This is a genomic window from Nocardioides fonticola (genome assembly GCF_039536805.1).
Lineage (GTDB): Bacteria > Actinomycetota > Actinomycetes > Propionibacteriales > Nocardioidaceae > Nocardioides > Nocardioides fonticola.
In genome coordinates this window covers 62527-87274 of record NZ_BAAAZH010000010.1, presented here as the reverse complement: position 1 = coordinate 87274, position 24748 = coordinate 62527, and the positions used below count along the sequence as shown (strand labels likewise).

General features: G+C 73.1%; 19 protein-coding genes. 13 read left to right on the top strand and 6 right to left on the bottom strand.

Going from position 1 to position 24748, the window contains the following annotated elements; translation table 11 throughout:
* The first annotated feature begins 51 nt into the window (after positions 1 to 51).
* The 4 genes from ABD671_RS05685 (at position 52) to ABD671_RS05670 (ending at position 7695) form a co-directional block, all read left to right on the top strand.
* Positions 52 to 1839, top strand: a complete 1788-nt coding sequence (locus ABD671_RS05685; protein ID WP_344732289.1) for an acetyl/propionyl/methylcrotonyl-CoA carboxylase subunit alpha — start codon at positions 52 to 54, stop codon at positions 1837 to 1839.
* Positions 1840 to 1852: 13 nt separating this feature from the next.
* Positions 1853 to 2959, top strand: a complete 1107-nt coding sequence (locus ABD671_RS05680; protein WP_344732288.1) for an acyltransferase family protein — start codon at positions 1853 to 1855, stop codon at positions 2957 to 2959.
* A 111-nt stretch (positions 2960 to 3070) separates the two neighbouring features.
* Positions 3071 to 6508, top strand: a complete 3438-nt coding sequence (locus ABD671_RS05675) for a pyruvate carboxylase (RefSeq protein ID WP_344732287.1) — start codon at positions 3071 to 3073, stop codon at positions 6506 to 6508.
* On the top strand, positions 6505 to 7695 hold the full coding sequence (locus ABD671_RS05670; RefSeq protein WP_344732286.1) for a benzoate/H(+) symporter BenE family transporter: 1191 nt from the start codon (positions 6505 to 6507) through the stop codon (positions 7693 to 7695). The genes ABD671_RS05675 and ABD671_RS05670 overlap by 4 nt, the downstream gene beginning before the upstream one ends.
* Here the strand turns inward: ABD671_RS05670 and ABD671_RS05665 are convergent.
* From ABD671_RS05665 to lpdA, 4 genes are all read right to left on the bottom strand, one after another.
* Positions 7676 to 8884, bottom strand: coding sequence for a SpoIID/LytB domain-containing protein (locus ABD671_RS05665; protein WP_344732285.1), 1209 nt, complete (start codon positions 8882 to 8884; stop codon positions 7676 to 7678). The two genes, ABD671_RS05670 and ABD671_RS05665, sit on opposite strands and share 20 nt — an antisense overlap.
* A 102-nt stretch (positions 8885 to 8986) precedes the next feature.
* A complete protein-coding gene (locus ABD671_RS05660; protein WP_344732284.1) occupies positions 8987 to 10168 on the bottom strand; it encodes a SpoIID/LytB domain-containing protein in 1182 nt (393 codons plus the stop codon).
* Positions 10169 to 10254: 86 nt separating this feature from the next.
* Entirely contained in the window at positions 10255 to 11649 is a 1395-nt protein-coding gene (locus ABD671_RS05655; RefSeq protein ID WP_344732283.1) for an NAD(P)H-quinone dehydrogenase, read from the bottom strand.
* Positions 11650 to 11746: 97 nt separating this feature from the next.
* Positions 11747 to 13144, bottom strand: coding sequence for a dihydrolipoyl dehydrogenase (gene lpdA, locus ABD671_RS05650; protein ID WP_344732282.1), 1398 nt, complete (start codon positions 13142 to 13144; stop codon positions 11747 to 11749).
* Between the two features lie 69 nt (positions 13145 to 13213).
* On the opposite strand from lpdA, the gene ABD671_RS05645 reads away from it, so the two are divergent.
* On the top strand, positions 13214 to 13666 hold the full coding sequence (locus ABD671_RS05645; RefSeq protein WP_344732281.1) for a gamma-glutamylcyclotransferase family protein: 453 nt from the start codon (positions 13214 to 13216) through the stop codon (positions 13664 to 13666).
* Between the two features lie 221 nt (positions 13667 to 13887).
* On the opposite strand, the gene ABD671_RS05640 is transcribed toward ABD671_RS05645, so the two are convergent.
* Positions 13888 to 15453, bottom strand: coding sequence for an MFS transporter (locus ABD671_RS05640; protein WP_344732280.1), 1566 nt, complete (start codon positions 15451 to 15453; stop codon positions 13888 to 13890).
* A gap of 157 nt (positions 15454 to 15610) precedes the next feature.
* Here ABD671_RS05640 and ABD671_RS05635 point away from each other — a divergent pair, with 157 nt between their 5' ends.
* The 4 genes from ABD671_RS05635 (at position 15611) to ABD671_RS05620 (ending at position 19953) form a co-directional block, all read left to right on the top strand.
* On the top strand, positions 15611 to 16465 hold the full coding sequence (locus tag ABD671_RS05635; RefSeq protein WP_344732279.1) for a purine-nucleoside phosphorylase: 855 nt from the start codon (positions 15611 to 15613) through the stop codon (positions 16463 to 16465).
* On the top strand, positions 16462 to 17136 hold the full coding sequence (locus tag ABD671_RS05630) for a TetR family transcriptional regulator (RefSeq protein ID WP_344732278.1): 675 nt from the start codon (positions 16462 to 16464) through the stop codon (positions 17134 to 17136). Before ABD671_RS05635 ends, ABD671_RS05630 begins: the two co-directional genes overlap by 4 nt.
* Positions 17137 to 17231: 95 nt before the next feature.
* Positions 17232 to 18224 carry an aldo/keto reductase gene (locus ABD671_RS05625; protein ID WP_344732277.1) on the top strand — a complete coding sequence of 331 codons (993 nt, stop codon included), beginning with the start codon at positions 17232 to 17234 and terminating at the stop codon, positions 18222 to 18224.
* A gap of 61 nt (positions 18225 to 18285) precedes the next feature.
* Positions 18286 to 19953 (top strand): phospho-sugar mutase, encoded by a 1668-nt coding sequence (locus ABD671_RS05620; protein WP_344732276.1) that lies wholly within the window; start codon positions 18286 to 18288, stop codon positions 19951 to 19953.
* 122 nt (positions 19954 to 20075) lie between these two features.
* On the opposite strand, the gene ABD671_RS05615 is transcribed toward ABD671_RS05620, so the two are convergent.
* Positions 20076 to 20807: a hypothetical protein gene (locus ABD671_RS05615; RefSeq protein ID WP_344732275.1), complete on the bottom strand. Its 732-nt coding sequence runs from the start codon at positions 20805 to 20807 to the stop codon at positions 20076 to 20078.
* Between the two features lie 25 nt (positions 20808 to 20832).
* Between ABD671_RS05615 and deoC the strand changes: the two genes are divergently transcribed.
* From deoC to ABD671_RS05595, 4 genes are read left to right on the top strand one after another with little or no spacing between them, the layout of a single operon-like run.
* Positions 20833 to 21810, top strand: a complete 978-nt coding sequence (gene deoC, locus ABD671_RS05610; RefSeq protein WP_344732274.1) for a deoxyribose-phosphate aldolase — start codon at positions 20833 to 20835, stop codon at positions 21808 to 21810.
* Between the two features lies 1 nt (position 21811).
* A complete protein-coding gene (locus ABD671_RS05605) occupies positions 21812 to 23269 on the top strand; it encodes an aldehyde dehydrogenase family protein (RefSeq protein WP_344732273.1) in 1458 nt (485 codons plus the stop codon).
* Positions 23266 to 24123: an aldehyde dehydrogenase family protein gene (locus ABD671_RS05600; RefSeq protein ID WP_344732272.1), complete on the top strand. Its 858-nt coding sequence runs from the start codon at positions 23266 to 23268 to the stop codon at positions 24121 to 24123. The genes ABD671_RS05605 and ABD671_RS05600 overlap by 4 nt, the downstream gene beginning before the upstream one ends.
* A gap of 4 nt (positions 24124 to 24127) precedes the next feature.
* On the top strand, positions 24128 to 24718 hold the full coding sequence (locus ABD671_RS05595; RefSeq protein WP_344732271.1) for a uridine kinase family protein: 591 nt from the start codon (positions 24128 to 24130) through the stop codon (positions 24716 to 24718).
* Positions 24719 to 24748 lie beyond the last annotated feature (30 nt).

The following is a 24748-nucleotide window of genomic DNA, read 5'->3' as shown; positions in this document are numbered from 1 at the left end:
GTCCACCTGCGCGATCGCCCCTGCCCCCGTCGCCGCATCAGGAGAGTCGTCGTGCCGGATATCAAGCCATTGCAGAAGGTCCTCGTCGCCAACCGGGGCGAGATCGCGGTCCGCGTGATCCGTGCCTGCAAGGACGCCGGGATCGGAAGCGTGGCGGTCTACGCCGAGCCCGACCGGGACGCCGTCTTCGTGCGGATGGCCGACGAGGCCTACTCGCTGGAGGGCGCGACCCCCGCCGACTCCTACCTCGACATCGCCAAGATCATCGCGGTGGCCCAGCGCTCGGGCGCCGACTCGGTGCACCCGGGCTACGGCTTCCTCGCCGAGAACGCGCAGTTCGCCCAGGCCGTCATCGACGCGGGCCTCATCTGGATCGGTCCCCCGCCGGCGGCCATCGACGCGCTCGGCGACAAGGCGAAGGCCAAGCACATCGCGCAGAAGGCGAACGCGCCCCTCGCCCCCGGCACCAAGGACCCCGTCAAGGACGCCGACGAGGTCGTCGAGTTCGCCAAGGCCAACGGCCTGCCGGTCGCCATCAAGGCGGTCTTCGGCGGCGGCGGTCGCGGCCTCAAGGTCGCCCGCACGCTCGAGGAGATCCCCGAGCAGTACGAGTCCGCCGTCCGCGAGGCCGTCACCGCCTTCGGCCGCGGCGAGTGCCTGGTCGAGAAGTTCCTCGACCGTCCGCGCCACGTCGAGACCCAGTGCCTGGCCGACCAGTACGGCAACGTCGTGGTGGTCTCCACCCGCGACTGCTCGCTGCAGCGCCGCCACCAGAAGCTCGTCGAGGAGGCGCCCGCGCCGTTCCTGACCGACGACCAGATCCACCGCCTCTACGAGTCGTCCAAGGCCATCCTCAAGGAGGCCGAGTACGTCGGCGCCGGCACCTGCGAGTTCCTCGTGGGCCGCGACGGCACCATCTCCTTCCTCGAGGTCAACACCCGCCTCCAGGTCGAGCACTGCGTCTCCGAGGAGGTCACCGGCATCGACCTCGTGCGCGAGATGTTCCGCATCGCCGCCGGCGAGGAGCTCGGCTACGGCGACCCCGAGATCCGCGGCCACGCCATCGAGTACCGCATCAACGCCGAGGACGGCGGCCGCAACTTCATGCCGGCCCCCGGCACCCTGACCGCCTGGAACCCGCCGCAGGGCCCCGGCGTCCGCGTCGACGGCGGCTACGAGAACGGTCAGACCATCCCGGGCGCGTTCGACTCCCTCATCGCCAAGCTCATCGTCACCGGCACCACCCGCCAGCAGGCGATCGAGCGCTCGCGCCGCGCGCTGGCCGAGTTCGAGGTCGACGGCATGCCCACCGTCATCCCCTTCCACCGCCGCGTGCTGGAGGACCCCGCCTACATCGGCGCCTCCAACCCGACCGGCGAAGGCTCCTTCGACGTCTACACGACCTGGATCGAGACCGACTTCGACAACGACATCGCCCCCTACAGCGGTGCGTTCGGCGAGGCCGAGGACGCCGGCGAGCGCCAGAAGGTCACCGTCGAGGTCGGCGGCCGACGCCTCGACGTCGTCCTGCCGGCCGGCCTGGGCGGTATCGCCTCGGCCCCGGCCGGCGGCAAGGCCAAGCCGAAGCGGGCGGCCGGCAAGAAGGCCGGCGCGGCCGCCTCGGGCGACGCCGTCACCAGCCCCATGCAGGGCACCGTGGTCAAGATCGCCGTCGAGGAGGGCCAGAGCGTCGCCGAGGGCGACGTCGTCGTGGTCATCGAGGCGATGAAGATGGAGCAGCCGCTCAAGGCGCACAAGGCCGGCACCGTCACCGGCCTGTCCGCCGAGGTCGGCGCGACCATCTCCAACGGCGCGGTCATCTGCGAGCTCAAGGACTGAGGCGGCGAGCCCGGTGAGCACCCAGGCCACTCCGTCGGCGGCGGCGACGCCGTCCGCCGGGGTGCGCCTGGACTCCCTCACCGGGCTCCGCTTCCCCGCCGCCCTGGCGGTGTTCGCCTTCCACGCGAGCACCCACTCCCTCGACGGCACGGTGCACGACGTCGCGATGGCGATCGCCGGGCGCGGCTACATCGGTGTCGCCTTCTTCTTCATGCTCTCGGGCTTCGTGCTCACCTGGTCGCGCCGCGAGGGGGACGACGTCCGCGGGTTCTACCGCCGCCGCTTCGCCCGCATCGCGCCCGTCTACTGGGTGTGCCTGGCCGGCGCCACGCTCCTGCTCCTCCTCGCCTCGGGCAACCCGATCAAGGCGATCGTCGCCGCGCTGCCGTCGGTGGTCGCGCTCCAGGCGTGGATCCCGGTGCCGGCCGTGTACTTCGGCGGCAACGGCCCCGGCTGGTCGATCTCGGCCGAGGCCTTCTTCTACCTGTGCTTCCCGCTGCTCGTGCTGGCCCTGCCGCACCGACGCGGGCGGATCGGGCTGGGCGTGCTGGCCGCCGTCCTCATGCTGGGGCCGGCGCTGGTGCTGCACCCGACCGGCTCCGACCAGACCGACCCGGCCTTCTGGGCGATCTACGTGCTGCCCGCGACCCGCATCTCCGACTTCATCGTCGGCATGCTGGTGGCCCACGCGGTGAAGAACGGCTGGCGGCCGCCCGTCGGGCTCGGCGGGGCGCTGCTGCTCTCCCTGGGCGCCTACGCGCTCACCGGGGTCACCCCGCCGTGGAGCACGGTCAGCATCGTCACCGTCGTCCCGTTCGCGCTGCTGCTGGCCGCCGCCGCGACCTCCGACCTCTCCGGACGCCGCACCGTCATCACCTCGCCGGTGGCCATGCGGCTCGGCGAGTGGTCCTACGCCTTCTACCTCGTGCAGGCCTCGGTGCTGAAGGTGCAGCACGAGTTCGCCCAGCGCCTCGGCGGCGGGCCGGCCCTGGAGTGGTCGCTGGTGCTCGTGGCGTTCGCGGTGTGCCTCGCCCTCTCCGGAGCGCTCTACACCATCGTCGAGAGGCCGATGGAACGCCGCTGGCGGCACGCTCCCCGGCGCCTCACCGAAGCGACCTGAGACCCATCTGCCGACCGGCCGGCGTCCGGTATCCGAGCAGCGCGTCCCGGGTGTGACGCGGATCAAGACGCTTCATACCCATGCAACGTGGCCGTGGGTAGCCTCCCGGCCATGTTCTCCAAGGTGCTGGTGGCCAATCGCGGCGAGATCGCCGTCCGCGCGTTCCGGGCGGCCTACGAGGTGGGCGCGCGCACCGTCGCGGTCTTCCCCTACGAGGACCGCTGGTCCGAGCACCGCCTCAAGGCCGACGAGGCCTACGAGATCGGCGAGCGCGGCCACCCCGTGCGCGCCTACCTCGACCCGCAGGCGATCGTCGACGTCGCGGTGCGCGCCGGCGCCGACGCGGTCTACCCCGGCTACGGCTTCCTCTCGGAGAACCCCGCACTCGCCGAGGCCTGCGCCGCCGCCGGCATCACCTTCGTGGGTCCGAGCTCGCAGGTGCTCGAGCTGACCGGCAACAAGGCCCGCGCCATCGCCGCGGCGAAGGCGGCCGGCGTCCCGACACTGGCGAGCGTGCCGCCCTCGACCGACGTCGAGGAGCTGCTCGCGGCAGCCGCCGACCTGCCCTTCCCGCTGTTCGTCAAGGCCGTCGCCGGCGGCGGCGGGCGCGGCATGCGGCGCGTCGACGACCCCGCCGACCTGCGCGAGGCGGTCGAGACCTGCATGCGCGAGGCCGACGGCGCGTTCGGCGACCCGACGGTCTTCATCGAGCAGGCCGTCGTCGACCCGCGCCACATCGAGGTGCAGATCCTGGCCGACGCGACCGGGGAGGTCATCCACCTCTTCGAGCGCGACTGCTCGGTGCAGCGCCGGCACCAGAAGGTCGTCGAGATCGCGCCCGCCCCGAACCTCGACCCCGAGCTGCGCGACCGCATGTGCGCCGACGCCGTCCGGTTCGCCCGGGAGATCGGCTACTGCAACGCCGGCACCGTCGAGTTCCTCCTGGATTCACGTGCCGTCGCGGCACACCGGGGGGCGTGGGGGGACGACGTCCCCCCACCGTACGTGTTCATCGAGATGAACCCGCGCATCCAGGTCGAGCACACGGTCACCGAGGAGGTCACCGACGTCGACCTGGTGCAGTCGCAGCTGCGCATCGCCTCCGGCGAGACCCTCGCCGACCTCGGACTCTCCCAGGACACCGTGCGGCTGCGCGGTGCCGCCCTCCAGTGCCGCATCACCACCGAGGACCCCGCCAACAACTTCCGCCCCGACACCGGCATCATCACCACCTACCGCTCCCCCGGCGGCGGCGGCGTGCGGCTGGACGGCGGCACCACCTACACGGGCGCGGAGATCTCGGCGCACTTCGACTCGATGCTCGCCAAGCTCACCTGCCGCGGCCGCACCTTCGAGGCCGCCGTCGACAAGGCCAAGCGCGCGATCGCGGAGTTCCGCATCCGCGGCGTCTCGACGAACATCGCCTTCCTCCAGGCGGTGCTGGCCGACCCCGACTTCGCGGCGGGCCACATCACGACGTCCTTCATCGAGACCCACCCGCAGCTGCTGAACGCCCGTGGACCCGGCGACCGCGGCACCAAGCTGCTCACCTACCTCGCCGACGTGACCGTCAACCAGCCCCACGGTCCGGCGCCGGTCTCGATCGCGCCGTCGGCCAAGCTGCCGGCCACCGACCTGGGCGTCGCGCCGCCGTCCGGCACCCGGCAGCTGCTGCTCGAGGTCGGCCCGGAGGAGTTCGCGCGCCGCCTGCGCGCCCAGGACCTCGTGGCCGTCACCGACACCACCTTCCGTGATGCCCACCAGTCGCTCCTCGCGACCCGGGTCCGCACCCGCGACCTGCTCGCCGTCGCCCCCCACGTGGCCCGCACGACGCCGCAGCTGTGGTCGCTGGAGGCCTGGGGCGGGGCGACGTACGACGTCGCCCTGCGCTTCCTCGCCGAGGACCCCTGGGAGCGGTTGGCCGCGCTGCGCGAGGCCGTGCCGAACATCTGCCTGCAGATGCTGCTGCGCGGGCGCAACACGGTCGGCTACACGCCGTACCCGACGAAGGTCACCACCGCCTTCGTGGAGGAGGCCGCCCGCACCGGCCTCGACGTGTTCCGCATCTTCGACGCCCTCAACGACGTCGAGCAGATGCGTCCGGCGATCGAGGCCGTGCGCGAGACCGGCACGACGCTGGCCGAGGTGGCGCTGTGCTACACCGGCGACCTCTCCAGCCCGGGCGAGAAGCTCTACACCCTCGACTACTACCTCAAGCTGGCCGAGCGCATCGTCGAGGCCGGCGCCCACGTGCTGTGCATCAAGGACATGGCCGGCCTGCTGCGCGCACCGGCCGCTCGGACGCTGGTCACCGCGCTGCGCCGCGAGTTCGACCTGCCGGTGCACCTGCACACCCACGACACCGCCGGCGGCCAGCTCGCCACCCTGCTCACCGCGATCGAGGCCGGTGTCGACGCCGTCGACGCCGCCACCGCCTCGATGGCCGGCACCACCAGCCAGCCGCCGCTCTCGGCGCTGGTCTCGGCCACCGACCACGGCACCCGCGAGACCGGGCTCGACCTGGCCGCGGTCAACGCGCTCGAGCCGTACTGGGAGGCCGTGCGCCGCGTGTACGCGCCGTTCGAGTCGGGGCTGCCCTCCCCCACCGGCCGGGTCTACCGCCACGAGATCCCCGGCGGCCAGCTCTCCAACCTGCGCCAGCAGGCGATCGCGCTGGGCCTGGGCGAGAAGTTCGAGCAGGTCGAGGACATGTACGCCGCGGCTAACGACATCCTCGGCAACGTGGTGAAGGTGACGCCGTCCTCGAAGGTCGTCGGCGACCTCGCCCTGGCCCTCGTCGGCCTGGGCGCCGACCCGGCCGAGTTCGCGGCCGACCCGCAGCGCTTCGACATCCCCGACTCGGTGATCGGCTTCCTCAGCGGCGAGCTCGGCGACCCGCCGGGCGGGTGGCCCGAGCCGTTCCGCACCAAGGCCCTGGCGGGCCGCACCTGGACGCCGTCCACGGGCGAGCTGGACGACGCCGCGTCGGCCGCCCTCGACGACCCCGATGCCGGCGTGCGTCGTCGCACGCTCAACGAGCTGCTCTTCCCCGGCCCGACCCGCACCTACGCCGAGAGCGTCGAGCGCTACGGCGACCTGTCGGTGCTCGACACCCTCGACTACCTGTACGGGCTGCGGCACGGCGAGGAGCACGAGGTCGAGCTCGACGAGGGCAAGACCCTCATCCTCGGCGTGCAGTCGGTGAGCCAGCCCGACGAGCGCGGCTTCCGCACCGTCATGGCGCTCATCAACGGTCAGCTGCGCCCGATCAGCGTGCGCGACCGCTCGATCGCCGCCGAGGTCGCGGCCGCCGAGAAGGCCGATCCCGGCAACCCCGGTCACGTGGCAGCGCCGTTCCAGGGCGCGGTCACCGTGGTCGTCGAGGAGGGCCGCAGCGTCGAGGCCGGCGAGACCGTGGCGACCATCGAGGCGATGAAGATGGAGGCCTCCATCACCGCGCCCGTCGCCGGCACCGTGCAACGGGTCGCCCTGCGCAGCACCCAGGCCGTCGAGGGCGGCGACCTGGTGCTCGTGCTCACCCCCGCGTGAGCGACACCGCCACCGACCGCGACCACGCCCGCCTGGCGCCGATCCTGGCGGGCGTGGTCACGGCCCTGGTCGGCTTCACCAGCAGCTTCGTCGTCGTCCTGACCGGCCTGCGGGCGGTCGGCGCGAGCCCCGCCCAGGCCGAGTCCGGCCTGGTGGTGCTGTGCCTGCTCCAGGGCGTCGCGATGATCGCCCTGGCCCGCCGCCACCGCATCCCGATCGCGCTCGCCTGGTCGACACCTGGCGCCGCCGTGCTCGCCTCGACCGGCCCCGTGGACGGCGGGTGGCCGGCCGCGGTGGGGGCGTTCGTGGTGGTCGGCGTGCTGATCGTGCTGACCGGTCTGATCACCGCGCTGGGCGATCTGGTGGCCGCGATCCCGGTGCCGCTGGCGCGCGCGATGCTGGCCGGCGTCCTGCTGCCGCTGTGCCTGGCGCCGGTGACGGCGCTGGCCGACTCGCCGGGCTTCGTGGCGCCGGTCGTGCTCACCTGGCTCGTCATGCACCGCGTGTCGCGCCGGTGGGCGGTGCCGGCCTCGCTCGGGGTCGCGCTGGCGATCATCGCCGTCGACGCCGGCGGCCGGTTGCAGGCCGGCGACGTGCTCCCCTCACTGACGCTCACGACGCCGTCGTGGACGCCGGCGGCGCTGGTCTCGATCGCCCTGCCGCTCTACGTCGTCACGATGGCCTCGCAGAACGTGCCGGGCGTGGCGATCATGCGCGCCTTCGACTACCGCGTGCCGTGGCGGGAGTCGATGGGCGTCACCGGGGTCGCGACGATGCTCGGCGCCCCCTTCGGCGGTCACGCGGTCAACCTCGCGGCCATCACCGCCGCCCTCGGCGCCGGACCGACGGCCGGTCCCGACCGCGACCGGCGCTGGCTCTCCTCGATCACCGCCGGCAGCCTCTACCTCGTGCTGGCCGGCGCGGCCGGGCTGCTGACCGCGCTCGTCGCCGCGGCACCGGACGGCGTCGTCCAGGCCGCCGCGGGTCTCGCCCTGCTCGGCACCCTGGCCTCCGCCCTCGGCGAGTCGCTGGCCGATCCGAGCGAGCGGGAGGCGGCCGCGGTCACCCTGCTCGTGGCGGCCTCCGGCGTGACGGTGGCCGGCATCGGCGCGGCCTTCTGGGCGCTGGTCGCCGGGCTCGTCGTCCGCGCCGTCGTGCGGGAGCGGGTCAGCTCGTCCGCAGCGTGAACCAGGTCGAGCGCAGCCCGAAGGTCGAGCGGAACGCGTCGCCGCTCACCCGCACGGTGGCGTCGGTGCCGACGAGCGTCACGCCCCCGACCCGACCGCCCCAGTCGCCGTTGCCGTCGCGGCCGGTCACCCGCACGCTGCGCAGCTCGCCGAGCGTGGGGTAGGCCTTCTCGATGGATGCCACGCTCAGGCGGGTGCGCCAGGTGTGCACCGGGTTGCCCGACCACCCGTCGTAGGGATCCTCGACGGCGCGCAGGTAAGGCTGGGAGCCTGCGGCGCTCCAGCCGCCGTTGCTCGACCCGAACTGGGTGAAGGCCGGCTCGCCGTCGGCGGTGAGGATCTCGTGCTCGGTGGCCTCGATCGCGGCGTCGGAGGCCGGCTGCTCGGCGTCGGCGCCGGCGTAGACCTGGCAGGCGCCGGTGTCGCAGAGGTCGTAGGTGGTGTTGCCCGGGAAGCGCTCGAAGACCGCGTAGGTGCGGGCGGCCACCGCCTGCGCCTGCACGGCCGCCGGGCTCCACGACGCCGGGATCTCGCGCGGGACCACGCCGCGCAGGTAGGTCTCCAGTCCGAGCGCGTTGACGACGACCGGCTGGCCGCTGGGGATTCGGGCGACGTAGAGCCGGCCCCGATAGGACGGCGTGCCGCTCACGCTCAGCAGCCGGATCGGCCGGCCACCGGCGGCGAACGCGCCGGTGCCGCGCACCTGGAGCACGCGCCGCCAGCCGGCGTCGTCGTGGGCGCGCAGCACGCTGCCGGTCAGCCGCCAGCGGTCGACACCCGCGTCGTCCAAGGGAACCCGTCGGTCACCGGCGGGGCGGCCGTCGTCGATGAGGGTGAGCCCGTCGGTCGCGGCGACCTCGATCGCCCGGGGGTCGGCGGCCGAGAGCCAGACCCGGATGCGCCCGCCGGCGTCGTCCAGGCGGGTGCCCGGGTAGTAGAAGGCGAGGATGCGACGGTGGTCGAGCCCCTGGCGGGCAGCGCCCTCGGCGCCGTACTGCGACATCCCGTGCCCGTGGCCGTAGCCGTGCCCCAGCACGCGGAAGCTCGTCGCCGATCCGACCTGCCACACGGTGTCGCGGGACGCCGTCCCGGCCGCGACGGCGGGCGCGACGGGCATGCCGACGAGCGCTCCGAGCAGCGGTGCGAGGGCGGTCAGGGCGAGGATCCGGCCGAGAGGTCGAGGGAGCACGTGCCTCATCGCATCACAGGTCCCACGCGCCCCGCAGCCCTCGCCAGTAACTACAGATCTGTAGTTCTCCCGGGACGGCGCCGGGCCGTTGCGCACCCCTCGTCAGGCGAGCTGGAACCAGGTCTCGCGCAGGCCGAACCGGGTGCGGAACGTCGCTCCGGAGACCACGACCGAGCCCGCCGTGCCCGCGATCGTCATCGACAGCACCCGACCGCCCCACTCCCCGTTGCCGTCGCGCTGGTCGATGGTGATGCCGGTGAGGTCGCCGATCGCGGGCCACTGGGCCTCGATGTCGGCGGCCGTGAGCGTCGCCGTCCAGTCGGTGTAGGGGTTGCCGCTCCACCCGTCGTAGGGGTCCTCCTGCGCGGGCAGGTAGTCGTAGTCGCCGGCGGCGGTCCAGCCGCCGTTGCTCGCCGAGAACTGGGCGAAGATCGGCTCGCCGCCCTCGGTGAGCACCTGGCCGGCGGTGGCCTTGACCGCGGCGTCGGACGCCGGGTGCTCGGCCGAGGCGCCACCGTAGACCTGGCAGGCGGCGGTGTCGCACAGGTCGTAGGCCGCACCCCGGGCATCGGCCCGTTCGAAGGCCGCGTAGGTGCGGGCGGCGATCGCCTGGGCGCGCACCGCGGCGCCGTGCCACAGCGCGGGCACCTCGCGCGGCACCACGCCCCGCAGGTAGTTCTCCAACGACACGTGGTTGACGATCTCGCGGCCCTCGGGGGTGGCCTCCGACCGCACCGAGCGCAGCGTGCCGCGGTACTGCACCTCGCCGTCCGCGGTCTTCACCGTCAGCGGGGCGTCGGCGGCGAACTCGACATCGCCCGCGACGCTGCGCCACAGCTTCCACGAGCCGCCCCGACGGCGTTCGACCCGGTTCGTCGTCCCGTCGGGGACGACGCGCCACCAGGTGGCCTTCGCATCGATCGCCCGCGTGCGGTGGCGGCCCGATCCGACCTTCGCGACCGTCAGGCTCGACTGGGCCTTCACGACGAGGCGGTCGTCGAGGTCGGTGAGGAGCACCCGCACGGTGCCGCCGAGGCGACCGACCTTCGTGCCGGGGTAGTAGAAGCGCAGGATCTGCCCGGTCGAGAGGCCCTCGCGGGCGGCGCCCTCGGCGCCGTACTGGGAGAGCCCGTGGCCGTGGCCGTAGCCGTGGCCCTCGAGGGTGATCGAGTCGAGGCGGCGTGCGGCCGGATCAGCCAGCGTGGAGGCCGATGCCGGGACGGCGCTCGCGAGCGCGGCCGTCGCGACGATCGAGGTGAGGAGGGTCCGAGAGAGGAGGGTCACCGGCGCCAGCATGCCAGGGGGACGCCGCCAAGCCCAGCCCGGTTGCCGTCCGGGCCGGGCGGATCGGGCGGTTCGGGCGGCGCGACTCAGAAGTGGTGCAGGCGCCGCGCGGCCTCGGCCACCGAACCGCTCATCGAGGGGTAGACGGTGAAGGCCTGGGCGAGCTGGTCGGCGGTGATCGACTCGGCGACGGCGAGCGAGACCGGGTGGATGAGCTCGCTGGCCCGGGGGCCGACCACCACTCCCCCGACGACGATGCCGGTGCCCGGGCGGCAGAACAGCTTCACGAAGCCGTCGCGCACGCCCTGCATCTTCGCGCGCGGGTTGCCCGAGAGCGGCAGCATGACGACCTCGGCCGAGATCTCCCCGGCGTCGACGGCCTGCTGGGACCAGCCGACGGTCGCGATCTCGGGCGAGGTGAAGACGTTGGAGGCGACCTTCTTCAGGTCGAGCGGGTGCACCGTGTCGCCGAGGAAGTGCCACATCGCGATGCGGCCCTGCATCGCCGCGACGCTGGCGAGCATGAGGACGCCGGTGCAGTCGCCGGCCGCGTAGACCCCGCGGGCCGAGGTGCGCGAGACGCGGTCGACGTTGATGAAACCGCCGTCCTTGAGGATGACCCCGGACTCCTCCAGGCCGATGCCGGAGGTGTTCGGCACCGAGCCGAGCGCGAGGATGCAGTGGCTGCCCTGCACGGTGCGGCCGTCGGTGAGCGCCACGGTGACGACGTCGCCGTCGCGGGTCACCGACTCCATGCGCGAGCGGGAGAGCACGGTCATGCCGCGGCGGGTCAGCACCTCCTCGAGCACCGCCGAGGCGTCGGCGTCCTCGCCGGGCAGCACACGGTCGCGGCTGGAGACCAGGGTGACGGGGATGCCGAGGGCCAGGTAGGCACTGGCGAACTCGGCGCCGGTGACGCCCGAGCCGACGACGATCAGCTCGGTGGGCACCTCGGTGAGGTCGTAGACCTGCTCCCAGGTGAGGATGCGCTCCCCGTCGGGCTGGGCGCTGGGCAGAGTGCGCGGCGCGGCGCCCGTGGCGATCAGCACGGCGTCGGCGTCGATGACCTCCTCGCCGCCGTCGTTCAGCGCGGCGACGACGCGACCGGGGCCCTCGAGGCGACCGCGACCTCGCACGATGCGGACGCCGTCCCGGTCGAGGCGCCGGGAGATGTCGGAGCTCTGCTCGGCGGCGAGCGCCTTGACACGCGCGTTGACGCGGGCCAGATCGACCCGGATCGTCGTGGCGGCGTCGCCCTCGCTGTCGTGGAAGGCGACCCCGAGCTCGGCGGCCGAGGACACCTCGGTCATCAGCTCGGAGGTGGCGATGAGGGTCTTGCTCGGCACGCAGTCGGTGAGGACGGCCGAGCCGCCGGGGCCGTCGGTGTCGACCAGGGTGACGTCGCTGCCGAGCTGCCGGGCGACGAGCGCCGCCTCGTAGCCGCCGGGGCCGCCACCGATGATCACCACGCCGTCCGCCATGGCCCTCATCCTCTCAACTGACGGCGCCGGACGCACATCGGGTCCCGGCCGACCGGCCGGGACCCGATGGGGGTGAAGCGTTGGACGCCGGAGCGGCTCAGAAGTTGATCATGTGCCCGGCGATGCCGTGCACGGCCTCCTTGACCGCCTCCGAGAGCGTCGGGTGCGCGAACACGTTGCGCGCCACCTCGTCGGCGGTGAGGTCCCACTGCTGGGCCAGGGTCAGCACCGGCAGCTGCTCGGTGACGTCGGGGCCGATCATGTGCGCGCCGAGGATCTCGTTGTGCTCGGCGTCGGCGACGACCTTCACGAAGCCGACGGCGTCGCCGAGGCCCTGCGCCTTGCCGTTGGCCGAGAACGGGAAGGTGGCGGTCTTGACGTCGTAGCCGCGCTCCTTGGCCTGCGCCTCGGTGTAGCCGAAGGAACCGATCTGCGGCTGGCAGTAGGTGGCGCGCGGGATCATGTCGAAGTCGATCGGCATGGTCTCGGCACCGGCGATGGTCTCGGCGGCGACGATGCCCATGGCCTCGGCCACGTGGGCGAGCATCATCTTGCCGGTGACGTCGCCGATCGCGTAGACGTGCGGCACGTTGGTGCGGCCGTACTCGTCGACCGCGATCGCGCCCCGCTCGGTGAGCGCGACGCCGGTGGCCTCCAGCCCGTAGCCGGCGGTGCGCGGCGCGAAGCCGAAGGCCGCGAGGAACTTGTCGGCCTCGAGCACCTGCTCCTCGCCGCCGCCCGCCGGCGCGACCGTCACGCGGACGCCGGAGCCGGTGTCGACGACCTGCTTGACCGCGGTCGAGGTGAGCACCTGCACGCCGAGCTTCTTGTAGTGCTTGGCGAGCTCCTTGGACACGTCGGCGTCCTCGGTGGGCACCATGCGGTCGAGGAACTCCACGATGGTGACGTCGACGCCGAAGTTCTTCATCACGTAGGCGAACTCGACGCCGATCGCGCCCGAGCCGCCGATGATGATCGAGCCGGGCAGCTGGTCGGTGAGGATCTGCTCCTCGTAGGTGACGACGTTCTGGCTCAGCTCGACGCCGGGCACGAGGCGCACGGTGGCACCGGCGGCGATGATGAGGTCGGTGCAGGTGTAGGAGGTCACCGAGCCGTCGGGGCCCTTGACGTCGATCGACTGCGGGCCGGTGAGGGTGCCCCAGCCGTCGATCTCGGTGATCTTGTTCTTCTTCATGAGGAAGTGGACGCCCTTGACGATGCCGGCGCTGACCTGCCGGCTGCGGGCGTGGGTGGGGCCGAAGCTCATGGTGGCGTCGCCCTCGATGCCGTACTTGGCCTTCTCGTGGGTGAGCACGTGGGCGAGCTCGGCGTTCTTCAGCAGCGCCTTGGAGGGGATGCAGCCGACGTTGAGGCACACCCCGCCCCAGTACTTCTCCTCCACCACGGCGACGGTCTTGCCGAGTTGGGCGGCGCGGATGGCGGCGACGTACCCTCCGGGGCCGGCGCCGAGGACCAGGACATCGAAATGGGTCACGCGGTCAGCCTAGTGCCGTCGCCACCCGCCGCCGAACGCGGGCGGCACGAGGCACTACGCTGCGATCCCGTGACGCTCTACGCCGCCTACGGGACCAATCTCGACCCGACGCGGATGAGCGAGCGGTGCCCGCACTCCCCTCTCCAGACGACGGGGTGGCTCCAGGGCTGGCGACTCACCTTCGGCGGCGAGGAGCACGGCTGGGACGGCGCGCTGACGACGATCGTCCAGGACCCCTTCGAGCAGGTCTTCGTGGCGGTCTACGACATCACCCGCGAGGACGAGTCGTCCCTCGACCAGTGGGAGCAGGCCGACCTCGGCCTCTACCGCAAGACCCGGGTGCGCATCTCCACGCTGACCGGCGAGCAGGTCGTGTGGACCTACGTGCTCGACGCCTACGAGGGCGGTCTGCCCTCCGCGATCCACCTGGGTCTGCTGGCCGACGCGGCCGAGGCCGCCGGCGCACCGGACGACTACGTGGCCGAGCTGCGACGTCGTCCGTGTCGGTCGACGGGGCTCTGAGCCTGCATCCACCGGTGCGCCGCGTAGCGAGCGGCACCAGGCGGGTGTCCTGGCAAGGCGCCGGCGCGACGGCGGTCTGGTTGCACCATCGAGCGTCGGCAACGAAGCCAGGGCGCCCGGATGGTGTCGCGCAGTAGCGGGGAACCGGTGGATTCAGGCTGAGGCGGCTGCAGGTTTCGCCCCTCACAGGTGACGGGAGTGGCGGAGGTGACTCCGCTCGATCAGACCGGGGTGGACGGCGTCCCGGCGGCCTCGACCCCGGCCACCTCGACCCCCGCCACCTCGACCCCGGTCATTTCCGCCTCGGCGAGCTCGGCGGCCTCCGCCTCGTCCTTGTGGCGGCGCACCGCCTCGACGCCGGGCAGCAGCAGGCTCGTGAGCGCCGCCATCCCCAGCGCGATGCCCGGCACCCACAGCGCGTTCAGCAGCGCGTCGCGGTAGACCTGCGGGGAGGGCACGCCCTCGGCGGTGTGGAAGAAGACCACGCCGACGACGGCCAGCAGCACCGCTGCCCCGACCTGCTGCACCGTGCCCAGGACGCCGGAGGCGGCGCCGGCCGAGCGGACCGGCACCGTGGCGAGGGCGACGTCGAGCAGCGGCACGGCGGCGAACGCGAGCCCGACGCCACCGAGGAACATCGGGCCGATGAGCTCCTTGGCCTGCAGCGCGTCGCCGTGGTGGGCGACGCTCTGGCCCAGCCAGCCGACGGCGACGGTGAAGAACGCCAGTCCGGTGAACACCAGACCCTTGCCGAGCCGCGTGACCAGCGGCACCGAGGCGCCGGAGGCGAGGAAGGCGCCGATGCTGAACGGAAGCGTGGCGAGCGCGGCCCGGATCGGGCTGAACCCCAGGCCGATCTGGAGGTAGAGGATCAGGCCGAAGAACATCGCCCCGATCGAGCCGAAGAACGCGAACGACGTCAGCGCGCCGGCGGAGTAGCCGCGGTCACCGAACAGCTGGAGCGGTACCAGCGGGTCGCCCCCGGAGCGCTCGAGCACCCGCTGGCTGAGCACGAAGACGCCGAGCAGGACGACGCTGGCGGCGAGCATCGTCCAGATCCACCACGGCCACCCCTGCGGCCGGCCCTCGATGAGCGCGAACACCACGAGGAAGAGCGCCAGCGAGGAGAGCAGGACGCCGCGCAGGTCGAGCCGGGCGGCGTGGTCGCTGCGCGACTCCGGGATCGCCGAGGAGCCGAGCACCATCAGCAGCACGCCGACGGGGATGTTGATGACGAAGATGCTGCGCCACTCCAGGCCCAGGACGTCGTAGGTGGTGAGGATGCCGCCGAGCAGCGGGCCCGCGACGGCCGCCGAGCCGGTGATGGCGCCGTACGCGCCGAGCACCCCGGCGCGCTCCTTCGGCGCATAGAGCACCTGGATGATCGAGAGCACCTGCGGCACCATCGTGGCCGCGAAGAGGCCCTGCACGAGTCGCGCTCCGACGAGCACCTCCGCCGTCGGCGCGAGGCCGGCCGCGGCCGAGGCCACCGTGAAGCCAGCGACTCCGACGAGGAACACCCGCTTGCGGCCCAGGAGGTCGCCCAGGCGCCCCGTCGTGATGAGCACGACGGCGAAGGCCAGCACGTAGCCCGAGACGATCCACTCCAGCTGGGACGGCGTCGCGTCGAGGTCGCGGGCGATCGAGGGCAGGGCGACGTTGACGATCGTGGTGTCGAGCAGGTCCATGAAGGAGGCCAGGAACAGCACGAGCACGGCGATCGCCCGTGCTCGGTGGGCGGTCGTCGGTGCGGCGGTCGTTCCGGGAGCGGGCGCAGGCGTGGTCACGGGTCGTCCTCGGGCAGCGTCGGATCCGGGGCGTCCCGGACGGGCAGGGGCGGGGGCGTGCAGCAGCGACGCCGTCGTCGCGGTGGGCGAACACCGAGGGGGCCGGGTGCATTCCCGCCGCCCTTCCGCGGCCTGGTGCCGCACTAGGGTGGGGCGGGTGAGTGCCACGATCCCGACCTCGCCCGCCGGTCCCGCCGATCCCGCCGCCCCCGGCGACCCTCGGGTCGCCGACGCCCTCGCCGCGGAGGCCGCCGCCCGGCTGGCCGAGCTCACCGGCGTCGAGCGTCACGACGTCGCCCTCGTCCTCGGGTCCGGGTGGCTGCCCGCCGTCGACGCCCTCGGCGAGGCCACCGCCGAGATCGCCACCACCGATCTCCCGGGCTTCTCCGCCGCGGCGGTGGCCGGGCATTCCGGCCGCATCCGCTCGGTGCGCGCCGGCGACAAGCAGCTGCTGGTGTTCCTCTCCCGCACCCACTACTACGAGGGCAAGGGCGTCGACGCGGTCGTCCACCCGGTGCGCACGGCCGCGAAGGCCGGCTGCCGCACGATCGTGCTGACCAACGGGTGCGGCGGCCTGAAGCCGCACTGGACCCCCGGCACGCCGGTGCTCATCAGCGACCACATCAACCTCACCGGCCGCAGCCCGCTCGTCGGAGCGACGTTCGTCGACCTCACCGACCTCTACTCCCGGCGACTGCGCGCGCTGTGCCGCGAGCTCGACCCGAGCCTCGAGGAGGGCGTGTACGTGCAGTTCACCGGCCCTCACTACGAGACGCCGGCCGAGGTGCGGATGGCCGGCATCATCGGCGGCGACCTCGTCGGGATGAGCACGTCGCTGGAGGCCATCGCCGCCCGGGCCGCGGGCATGGAGATCCTCGGCATCAGCCTGGTGACCAACCTCGCCGCCGGCATCAGCGACCAGCCGCTCGACCACGCGGAGGTGCTCGAGGCCGGTCGCGCGGCGGCGTCCCGGATGGGCGAGCTCCTCGGCCGGATCGTGCCGCGGCTGTGAGTGACGCGCCCCCCGCCGGTGCCGCGAGCACGGTGCTCTCCCGCGAGACCAGGGCCCGCCTGGTCGAGGCGGCAACCCGCGCCTTCGCCGCCCACGGGGTGCGCAACGCATCGCTGCTCGACATCACCCGGCAGGCGGGGCAGCGCAACCGCGGCGCGGTGCACTACCACTTCGGCTCGCGCACCGGTCTGCTGATCGCGGTGCTCGACCAGCACGTCGACTTCCTCGGCGTCCGCGAGCGGGAGCTGCTGGCGTTCGCGCGCACCCGCCCGGACGACGATCTGGCGAGCGCCGTCGAGGCGATCGTGCGACCGACCACCGAGCTCGCGGCCACCGGCTGGAGCGGCCGCTGCTTCCTCGTCATCGTCGCCGACCTCATCGCCGAGGAGGAGACCGCCGCGCTGGCCGCCGTGAGCGAGACCCTGGTGCGCAGCGGCGGGGTGGAGGTCTACGAGCTCATCGAGCAGCGCCTCCCGCCCCTGCCCGGCGAGCTGCGCGAGGAGCGGCTCGCGCTGATGACGGCCTTCGTGCTGCGGGCCGTGGCCGACCGCGCGCGAGCACTCGATGAGGACGTCGAGGCCGGACGCCTGCGGCGTCCCCAGCTCGACGACGAACGGTTCGTGGCGAACCTCGTGGCCATGACCGTCGCCATGCTGCGCGCCCCGGCCTGACCCTGCCCTAGGTCGACAGCGGACCGGCCGCGGGCCACCGGCGCATCACCCCTGAGGTCTTCCGTGCTCCCCGGACGCGCGGGAAGCTGGCGATCATGAGCATTCCGACCCGCACCCTGGGCACCGCCGCGCCCCTCACCGTCTCCGCCCTCGGCCTCGGCTGCATGGGCATGTCGGAGTTCTACGGCACCCCCGACGAGGCCGGCGGCATCGCGACGATCCACCGGGCACTCGACCTCGGCGTCACCTTCCTCGACACCGCCGACATGTACGGCCCCTTCACCAACGAGCAGCTGGTCGGCCGCGCGATCGCCGACCGCCGCGACGAGGTGCAGCTGGCCACCAAGTTCGGCAACCAGCGGCTGCCCGACGGCACCCGGCTCGGCGTGAACGGCAAGCCCGAGTACGTCCGCGCCGCCTGCGACGCCTCGCTGCAGCGCCTCGGCGTCGACCACATCGACCTCTACTACCAGCACCGGGTCGACAAGACGGTGCCGATCGAGGAGACCGTCGGCGCGATGGCCCAGCTCGTCGAGGCCGGCAAGGTGCGTCACCTCGGACTCTCCGAGGCCTCGGCCGAGACGATCCGGCGCGCCCACGCCGTCCACCCGATCACGGCCCTGCAGACGGAGTACTCGCTGTTCACCCGCGACCTGGAGGCCGAGATCCTCCCGACCCTGCGCGAGCTCGGCATCGGGCTCGTGCCGTACTCCCCGCTGGGTCGCGGCATCCTCACCGGCCGCCTGACGCCGGGCAGCCTCGAGGCCGGCGACTCCCGCAACAGCGCCTACTTCCCGCGCCTGAACGGCGAGGCGCTCGAGGCCAACCTCCGACTGGTCGACCGCATCGGCGCGATCGCGGCCGAGAAGGGCGTCACGCCTGGCCAGCTCGCGCTCGCGTGGGTACTCGCCCAGGGGGACGACGTCGCCCCGATCCCCGGCACGCGCCGCATCCCCTACCTGGAGGAGAACGTCGGCGCGGTGGCGATCGAGCTGTCCTCCGCCGACCTCGACGGGCTGCGCGAGGCCGTGCCCGCCGACGCCGTGGTCGGCGACCGCTACGGCGACCTCAGCACGATCGACGCCTGACGGACGACGTCCCGCCGTCGCCGGTGCCGGCAGCCCCGCCGCCGGGCGTTAGGTTCAGGGCATGAGTGAGTCAGCCGAGCTCCTGGACCGCGTCCGGCGGTGGGTCGCCGAGGACCCCGACCCGGCGACCCGCGACGAGCTCGGCGTCCTGCTCGCCGCGGCCGAGGCCGCGGGTCCGGACGCGCCGGCGGCACTGGACGATCTGGCCGACCGGTTCGCCGGCACCCTCGCCTTCGGCACCGCAGGTCTGCGGGGCGCGCTCGGCGGGGGGCCGAACCGGATGAACCGGGTCGTGGTCATGCGGGCGGCCGCGGGCCTCGCCGCCTACCTGCGCGATCAGGGGCACACCTCGGGCCGGGCGCGCGTCGTCATCGGCTACGACGCCCGGCACCGCTCCCTCGACTTCGCCCGCGACTCCGCGGAGGTCATCGCGGGCGCCGGTTTCGAGGTCGACCTCCTCCCCCGGCCCCTGCCGACGCCGACCCTCGCCTTCGCGATCCGCGAGCTCGACGCGGTGGCGGGCGTGATGGTGACGGCGAGCCACAACCCGCCGCAGGACAACGGCTACAAGGTCTACCTCGGCGACGGGTCGCAGATCGTGCCGCCCGCCGACGCCGGCATCGCCGCTCGCATCGCCGAGGTCGGCCCGGTCGCCGACCTCCCCCGCGGCACGAACGTGCGGGTGCTCGGGGAGGAGATCGTCGACCGCTACCTCGACGCCGTCGCCGATCTGGCCGCCGACGGCCCCCGCGACCTCGCGATCGTCTACACGCCGCTGCACGGGGTGGGCGCCGCTCCGGTGCTTCAGGTGCTCGAGAGCGCCGGCTTCGACGCCCCGTCGGTGGTGCCCGAGCAGGAGGAGCCCGACCCCGACTTCCCGACGGTCGCCTTCCCCAACCCCGAGGAGCCGGGGGCGATGGACCTCGCCCTCGCCCTCGCCGAGCGCACCGGCGCCGATCTCGTCGTCGCCAACGACCCCGACGCCGACCGGTGCGCGGCCGCCGTCCCGACCGGGGCCGGGTGGCGGCTGCTGCACGGCGACGAGATCGGCGCCCTCCTCGCCGATCACCTCGTCTCCCGCGGCGCTCGGGGCACCCTGGCCACGAGCATCGTCTCCTCGACTCTACTCGCGCGCATCGCGGCGGCCGCGGGGCTGCCGTTCACCGAGACCCTGACCGGGTTCAAGTGGATCGGGCGGGTGCCCGACCTCGCCTTCGGCTACGAGGAGGCCCTGGGCTACTGCTGCGACCCGGCCCGCGTGCGCGACAAGGACGGCGTCTCCGCACTGCTGCTGCTCTGCGATCTGGCGGCGCGGCTCAAGGCCGAGGGCCGCACCCTGGTCGACCGGCTCGACGACCTCGCCCGCGCGCACGGTCTGCACGCCACCGACCAGGTGAGCATGCGGGTCGCCGACCTCGGCCTCATCACGACCGCGATGGAGCGGCTGCGCAGCGACGCGCCGTCCGAGCTCGGCGGGCTGGCGGTCGAGCGGGTCGACGACCTCGGCACCGGCGTCGACAGCCTGCCGCCCACCGACGGGCTGCGCTTCGTGCTCGCCGGGGGCGCCCGCGTGATCGTCCGCCCCAGCGGCACCGAGCCGAAGCTCAAGTGCTACCTCGAGGTAGTGGTGCCGGTGGCGGCCGACGGCGACGTCGACGCCGCCCGGATCACCGCGGCGTCCCGTCTCGACGCCCTCGGGGGCGACATCCGGCGCGCGATCGGCCTGTGAGCCGATCTCCGATCCGTCCGATATCCGGAGTCACTTCTCAGGGGAAACTGTCACTTATCGGCCGAAGTTTTCCCTGAGGAGTGACAAATTCACCGGTGCACCGGTGAATTCGTCACGCCCCCTCAGACCGCGAACAGCACCCCGCTGACCACCCCGAGCAGCACCAGGGCGGCGATCTCCAGCCACGCCCACGAGCGGGCGACGGGCCCGGAGGGCACCCGGTGGACGGCGGCGTCCTGGCGCGCCCGCTCGATCCGGCCGAGCACCACCTCGGCCACCGAGGGCGCGGGCGCCCCGCCGGGCCGCTGGGCGTCGGGAGCGTTGAGGCTGCCCCACGGTCCGGTGCGCACGACGAAACCCGCGGCGGTGTCTCCCGGGCGGCGCTTGCCGCGCGTCAGCTCACGTCGCGAACGGCCGAGCGCGGTGGAGTGCCAGAGCCGATCGCCGGCGTGGACGACCAGGGTCTGGCGGACGTCGACCGAGGTCACCGCGGCGAGCGGGATCGAGACGGCGGAGACCATGCCCCGCAGCACGAGGTCGACCGGCACCTCGGCACCGCGCTGGGCGCGCTGCCGCAGACCCACCCGCGGGCGCACGAGCACCACCCATCCGGCGAGCGCGACGAAGGCCGCGGAGGTGAGGGCGGCGAGGCCGCCGGCACTCGGCAACGACGGTCCGGCCAGCACCACCAGGCCGCCGACCGCGATCACGGCCACCACGACCCCGAAGGTGTTGCCGCTCCCCGGCAGCCAGTGCACCGCACCGCCGGTGGGCATGGCCCCAGCGCCGCTCGGGTCGTCGCGCGGCCCCGTGCCCGAGGGGGTGGGAGCCGGGTTCGAGGGTTCGTCGCTCACGCCCACCAACCCTATGCTGGCGGCCATGGCGGCACCGGACACCACCCTCGACCTGCCGGACTTCAGCGACGTCACGAGCACCGACGCCGCCCTCCGTCGGTTCCTGCACGGTCTGCCCGGGGTCGACAAGGTCGGCGCCGATGCGCGGGCGGCGTCCCTCGGCACCCGCTCGATCAAGACCTCGGCCAAGGAGTTCGCGATCGACCTGGCCATCCGCATGGTCGACCTGACGACGCTCGAGGGTCAGGACACCCCCGGCAAGGTGGCCGCGCTGGCCGCGAAGGCGATGCGGCCCGACCCCACCGACCGCACGTGCCCGCCCACCGCGGCGGTGTGCGTGTACCCCGACCTCGTCCCCACCGCGAAGGCCGCGCTCGGCGACTCCGGCGTCCAGGTCGCCGCGGTGGCGACCGCCTTCCCCAGCGGCCGCGCGTCGATGGCGGTCAAGCTCGCCGACACCCGGGACGCCGTCGCGGCCGGCGCCGACGAGATCGACATGGTCATCGACCGCGGTGCGTTCCTGACCGGCCGCTACCTCCAGGTGTTCGAGGAGATCGAGGCCGTCCGCGCGGCGTGCGCCCGGCCCGACGGCACGGCGGCCCATCTGAAGGTGATCTTCGAGACCGGCGAGCTCCAGACCTACGACAACGTACGGCGGGCGAGCTGGCTGGCGATGATGGCCGGCGCCGACTTCATCAAGACCTCCACCGGCAAGGTGCAGCCGGCCGCCACTCCCCCGGTCACGATGATCATGCTCGAGGCGGTACGCGACTTCCGCGAGCAGACCGGCCGGATGATCGGCGTCAAGCCCGCGGGCGGCATCCGCACCAGCAAGGACGCCCTGAAGTACCTCGTGCTCGTCAACGAGGTCGCCGGTCCCGACTGGTTGAGCCCGCAGTGGTTCCGGTTCGGCGCCTCGACCCTGCTCAACGACCTGCTCATGCAGCGCAGCAAGCTGCGCACCGGGCACTACTCCGGCCCCGACTACGTGACATTGGACTGACGTGACCTCCGAGACCAGCACCCCCAGCCCGTTCGTCTACGCGCCGGCGCCCGAATCGCGGGCCGTCGTCGACATCCGGCCCTCCTACGGCCTGTTCATCGGCGGCGAGTTCGTCGAGGGCCGCGGCGGCTCGTTCAAGACCGTCAATCCGGCCACCGAGGAGGTCCTCGCCGAGATCAGCGAGGCCACCGACGCCGACGTCGACGCGGCGGTGAAGGCCGCCCGCAAGGCGCACGAGAAGGTCTGGGGCCCGATGCCGGGCCGCGAGCGGGCGAAGTACCTCTACCGGATCGCGCGGATCATCGCCGAGCGCAGCCGCGAGCTGGCGGTGCTGGAGTCGATCGACAACGGCAAGCCGATCCGCGAATCCCGCGACGTCGACGTCCCGACCGTCGCCGCCCACTTCTTCTACTACGCCGGCTGGGCCGACAAGCTGGAGTTCGCCGGCTACGGCACCACGCCGCTGGGGGTCGCAGGCCAGGTCATCCCGTGGAACTTCCCGCTGCTGATGCTGGCCTGGAAGGTCGCCCCGGCGCTGGCGTGCGGCAACACGGTCGTGCTGAAGCCGGCCGAGACCACGCCGCTCACCGCACTGCTGTTCGCCGAGATCTGCCAGCAGGCCGAGCTCCCGCCGGGCGTCGTCAACATCGTCACCGGCGCCGGCGCGACGGGCGCGGCGCTGGTCGCCCACCCGGGCATCGACAAGGTCGCCTTCACCGGCTCGACCGAGGTCGGCAAGGCGATCGCGCGCAGCGTCGCCGGCACCGACAAGCGCGTCACCCTCGAGCTCGGCGGCAAGGCGGCCAACATCGTCTTCGACGACGCCCCGCTCGACCAGGCCGTCGAGGGTGTCGTCGACGGCATCTTCTTCAACCAGGGCCACGTGTGCTGCGCGGGGTCGCGCCTGCTGCTCCAGGAGTCGGTGGCCGAGGAGTTCCTCGGCCGGCTCAAGCGGCGCATGGGCACGCTGCGCGTGGGCGACCCGCTCGACAAGAACACCGACATCGGCGCCATCAACTCCGCCGAGCAGCTGGCCCGCATCCGCGAGCTCAGCGACATCGGGGACGCCGAGGGCGCCGAGCGCTGGTCGCCTGCGTGCGACCTGCCCGCCACCGGCTACTGGTTCCCGCCGACGCTGTTCACCGGCGTCACCCAGGCCCACCGCATCGCCCGCGAGGAGATCTTCGGGCCGGTGCTGTCCGTGCTCACCTTCCGCACGCCGTCCGAGGCGATCGAGAAGGCCAACAACACCCCCTACGGCCTCTCGGCAGGCGTGTGGTCGGAGAAGGGCTCGCGCATCCTCGAGGTCGCGAACCGTCTCCGCGCGGGCGTCGTGTGGGCCAACACGTTCAACAAGTTCGACCCCACCTCGCCCTTCGGCGGCTACCGGGAGTCCGGCTACGGACGCGAGGGCGGCAAGCACGGCCTCGCGGCGTACCTGAAGGGAAGCGACCAGTGACGCGCCTCGACGTGAAGAAGACCTACAAGCTCTACATCGGCGGCGCCTTCCCGCGCTCGGAGTCCGGGCGCAGCTACGAGGTGCTCGACGCCAAGGGCCGCTTCTGGGCCAACGCCTCGCACGCCTCGCGCAAGGACGCCCGCGACGCCGTCGTCGCTGCCCGCAAGGCGTTCGGCGGCTGGTCGGGGCGCACCGCCTACAACCGCGCGCAGATCGTCTACCGCATCGCCGAGGTGCTCGAGGGACGCCGCGCCCAGTTCGAGGCCGAGCTGAAGCAGGCCGAGGGGCTCTCGGCGAGCAAGGCGGCCACCTACGTCGACGCCGCCATCGACCGGCTCGTCTGGTACGCCGGGTGGGCCGACAAGATCGCCCAGGTCGTCGGCAACGCCAACCCCGTCGCCGGCCCCTACTTCAACCTGTCGGTGCCCGAGCCCACGGGCGTCGTCGCGATCGTCGCACCGAAGGGTCCGCTGCTCGGCCTGGTCAGCGTCGTCGCGCCGGTCATCGTCACCGGCAACACCTGCGTGGTGATCGCCAGCGAGGAGCACCCGCTGCCCGCCATCACCGTCGCCGAGGTCATGGCCACCGCCGACGTGCCCGGCGGCGTCGTCAACATCCTCACCGGACGACGCGACGAGCTGGCGCCGCCGCTGGCCTCGCACCTCGACGTCGACGCCCTCGACCTCACCGGCATCGACGACCCCGCGCTGGCCGCCGAACTGGAGGGCCTGGCGGCCGAGAACCTCAAGCGCGTGCGGCGTCCCGGCCTCGAGGACCTCCTGGCCACCCCGCCCCTCTCCCGCATGACCGACGTCCTGGAGACCAAGACCGTCTGGCATCCGCAGGGCGTCTGACCGGGTGGCGCGCGTCATCGTCCTCGCCGGGCCGTCGGGGTCGGGCAAGTCCCGGCTCGCCGAGCGCCTGGGGCTGCCGGTGCTCCGGCTCGACGACTTCTACAAGAACGGCGACAACCCGACGCTCCCGCGCATCACGACGGGTCCCAATGCCGGCATCGTCGACTGGGACCACCCCGACTCCTGGCTCCTCGACGACGCCGTGACGACGCTGCTCGACCTGTGCCGCGACGGCCGGGCCGAGGTGCCGATCTACGAGATCGCCCAGGACGGCCGTTGCGGCTGGCGCACCCTCGACCTCGCCGGCTCGCCCCTCGTGGTCGCCGAGGGCATCTTCGCCCAGCGGGTGGTGCCCGCGGCGCAGGCCGCCGGCGTCCTGGCGCTGGCGGTGTGTGTACGGCGCTCGACGGCCGCCACCTTCTGGCTCCGGCTCGGCCGCGACCTGCGCGAGCATCGCAAGCCTCCCGTGGTGCTCCTGCGTCGCGGTCTGGCGCTCGCACGAGCACAGCGCACCGTCGTGGCGGACGCCGTCCGGCACGGCTGCGTGCTGATGAGCCCCGCGGAGGCCGCGCGCGCCGTCGCCGCCCTGCGCTGAACGGCCGGAACACCCGGAACAGCCGGAGGG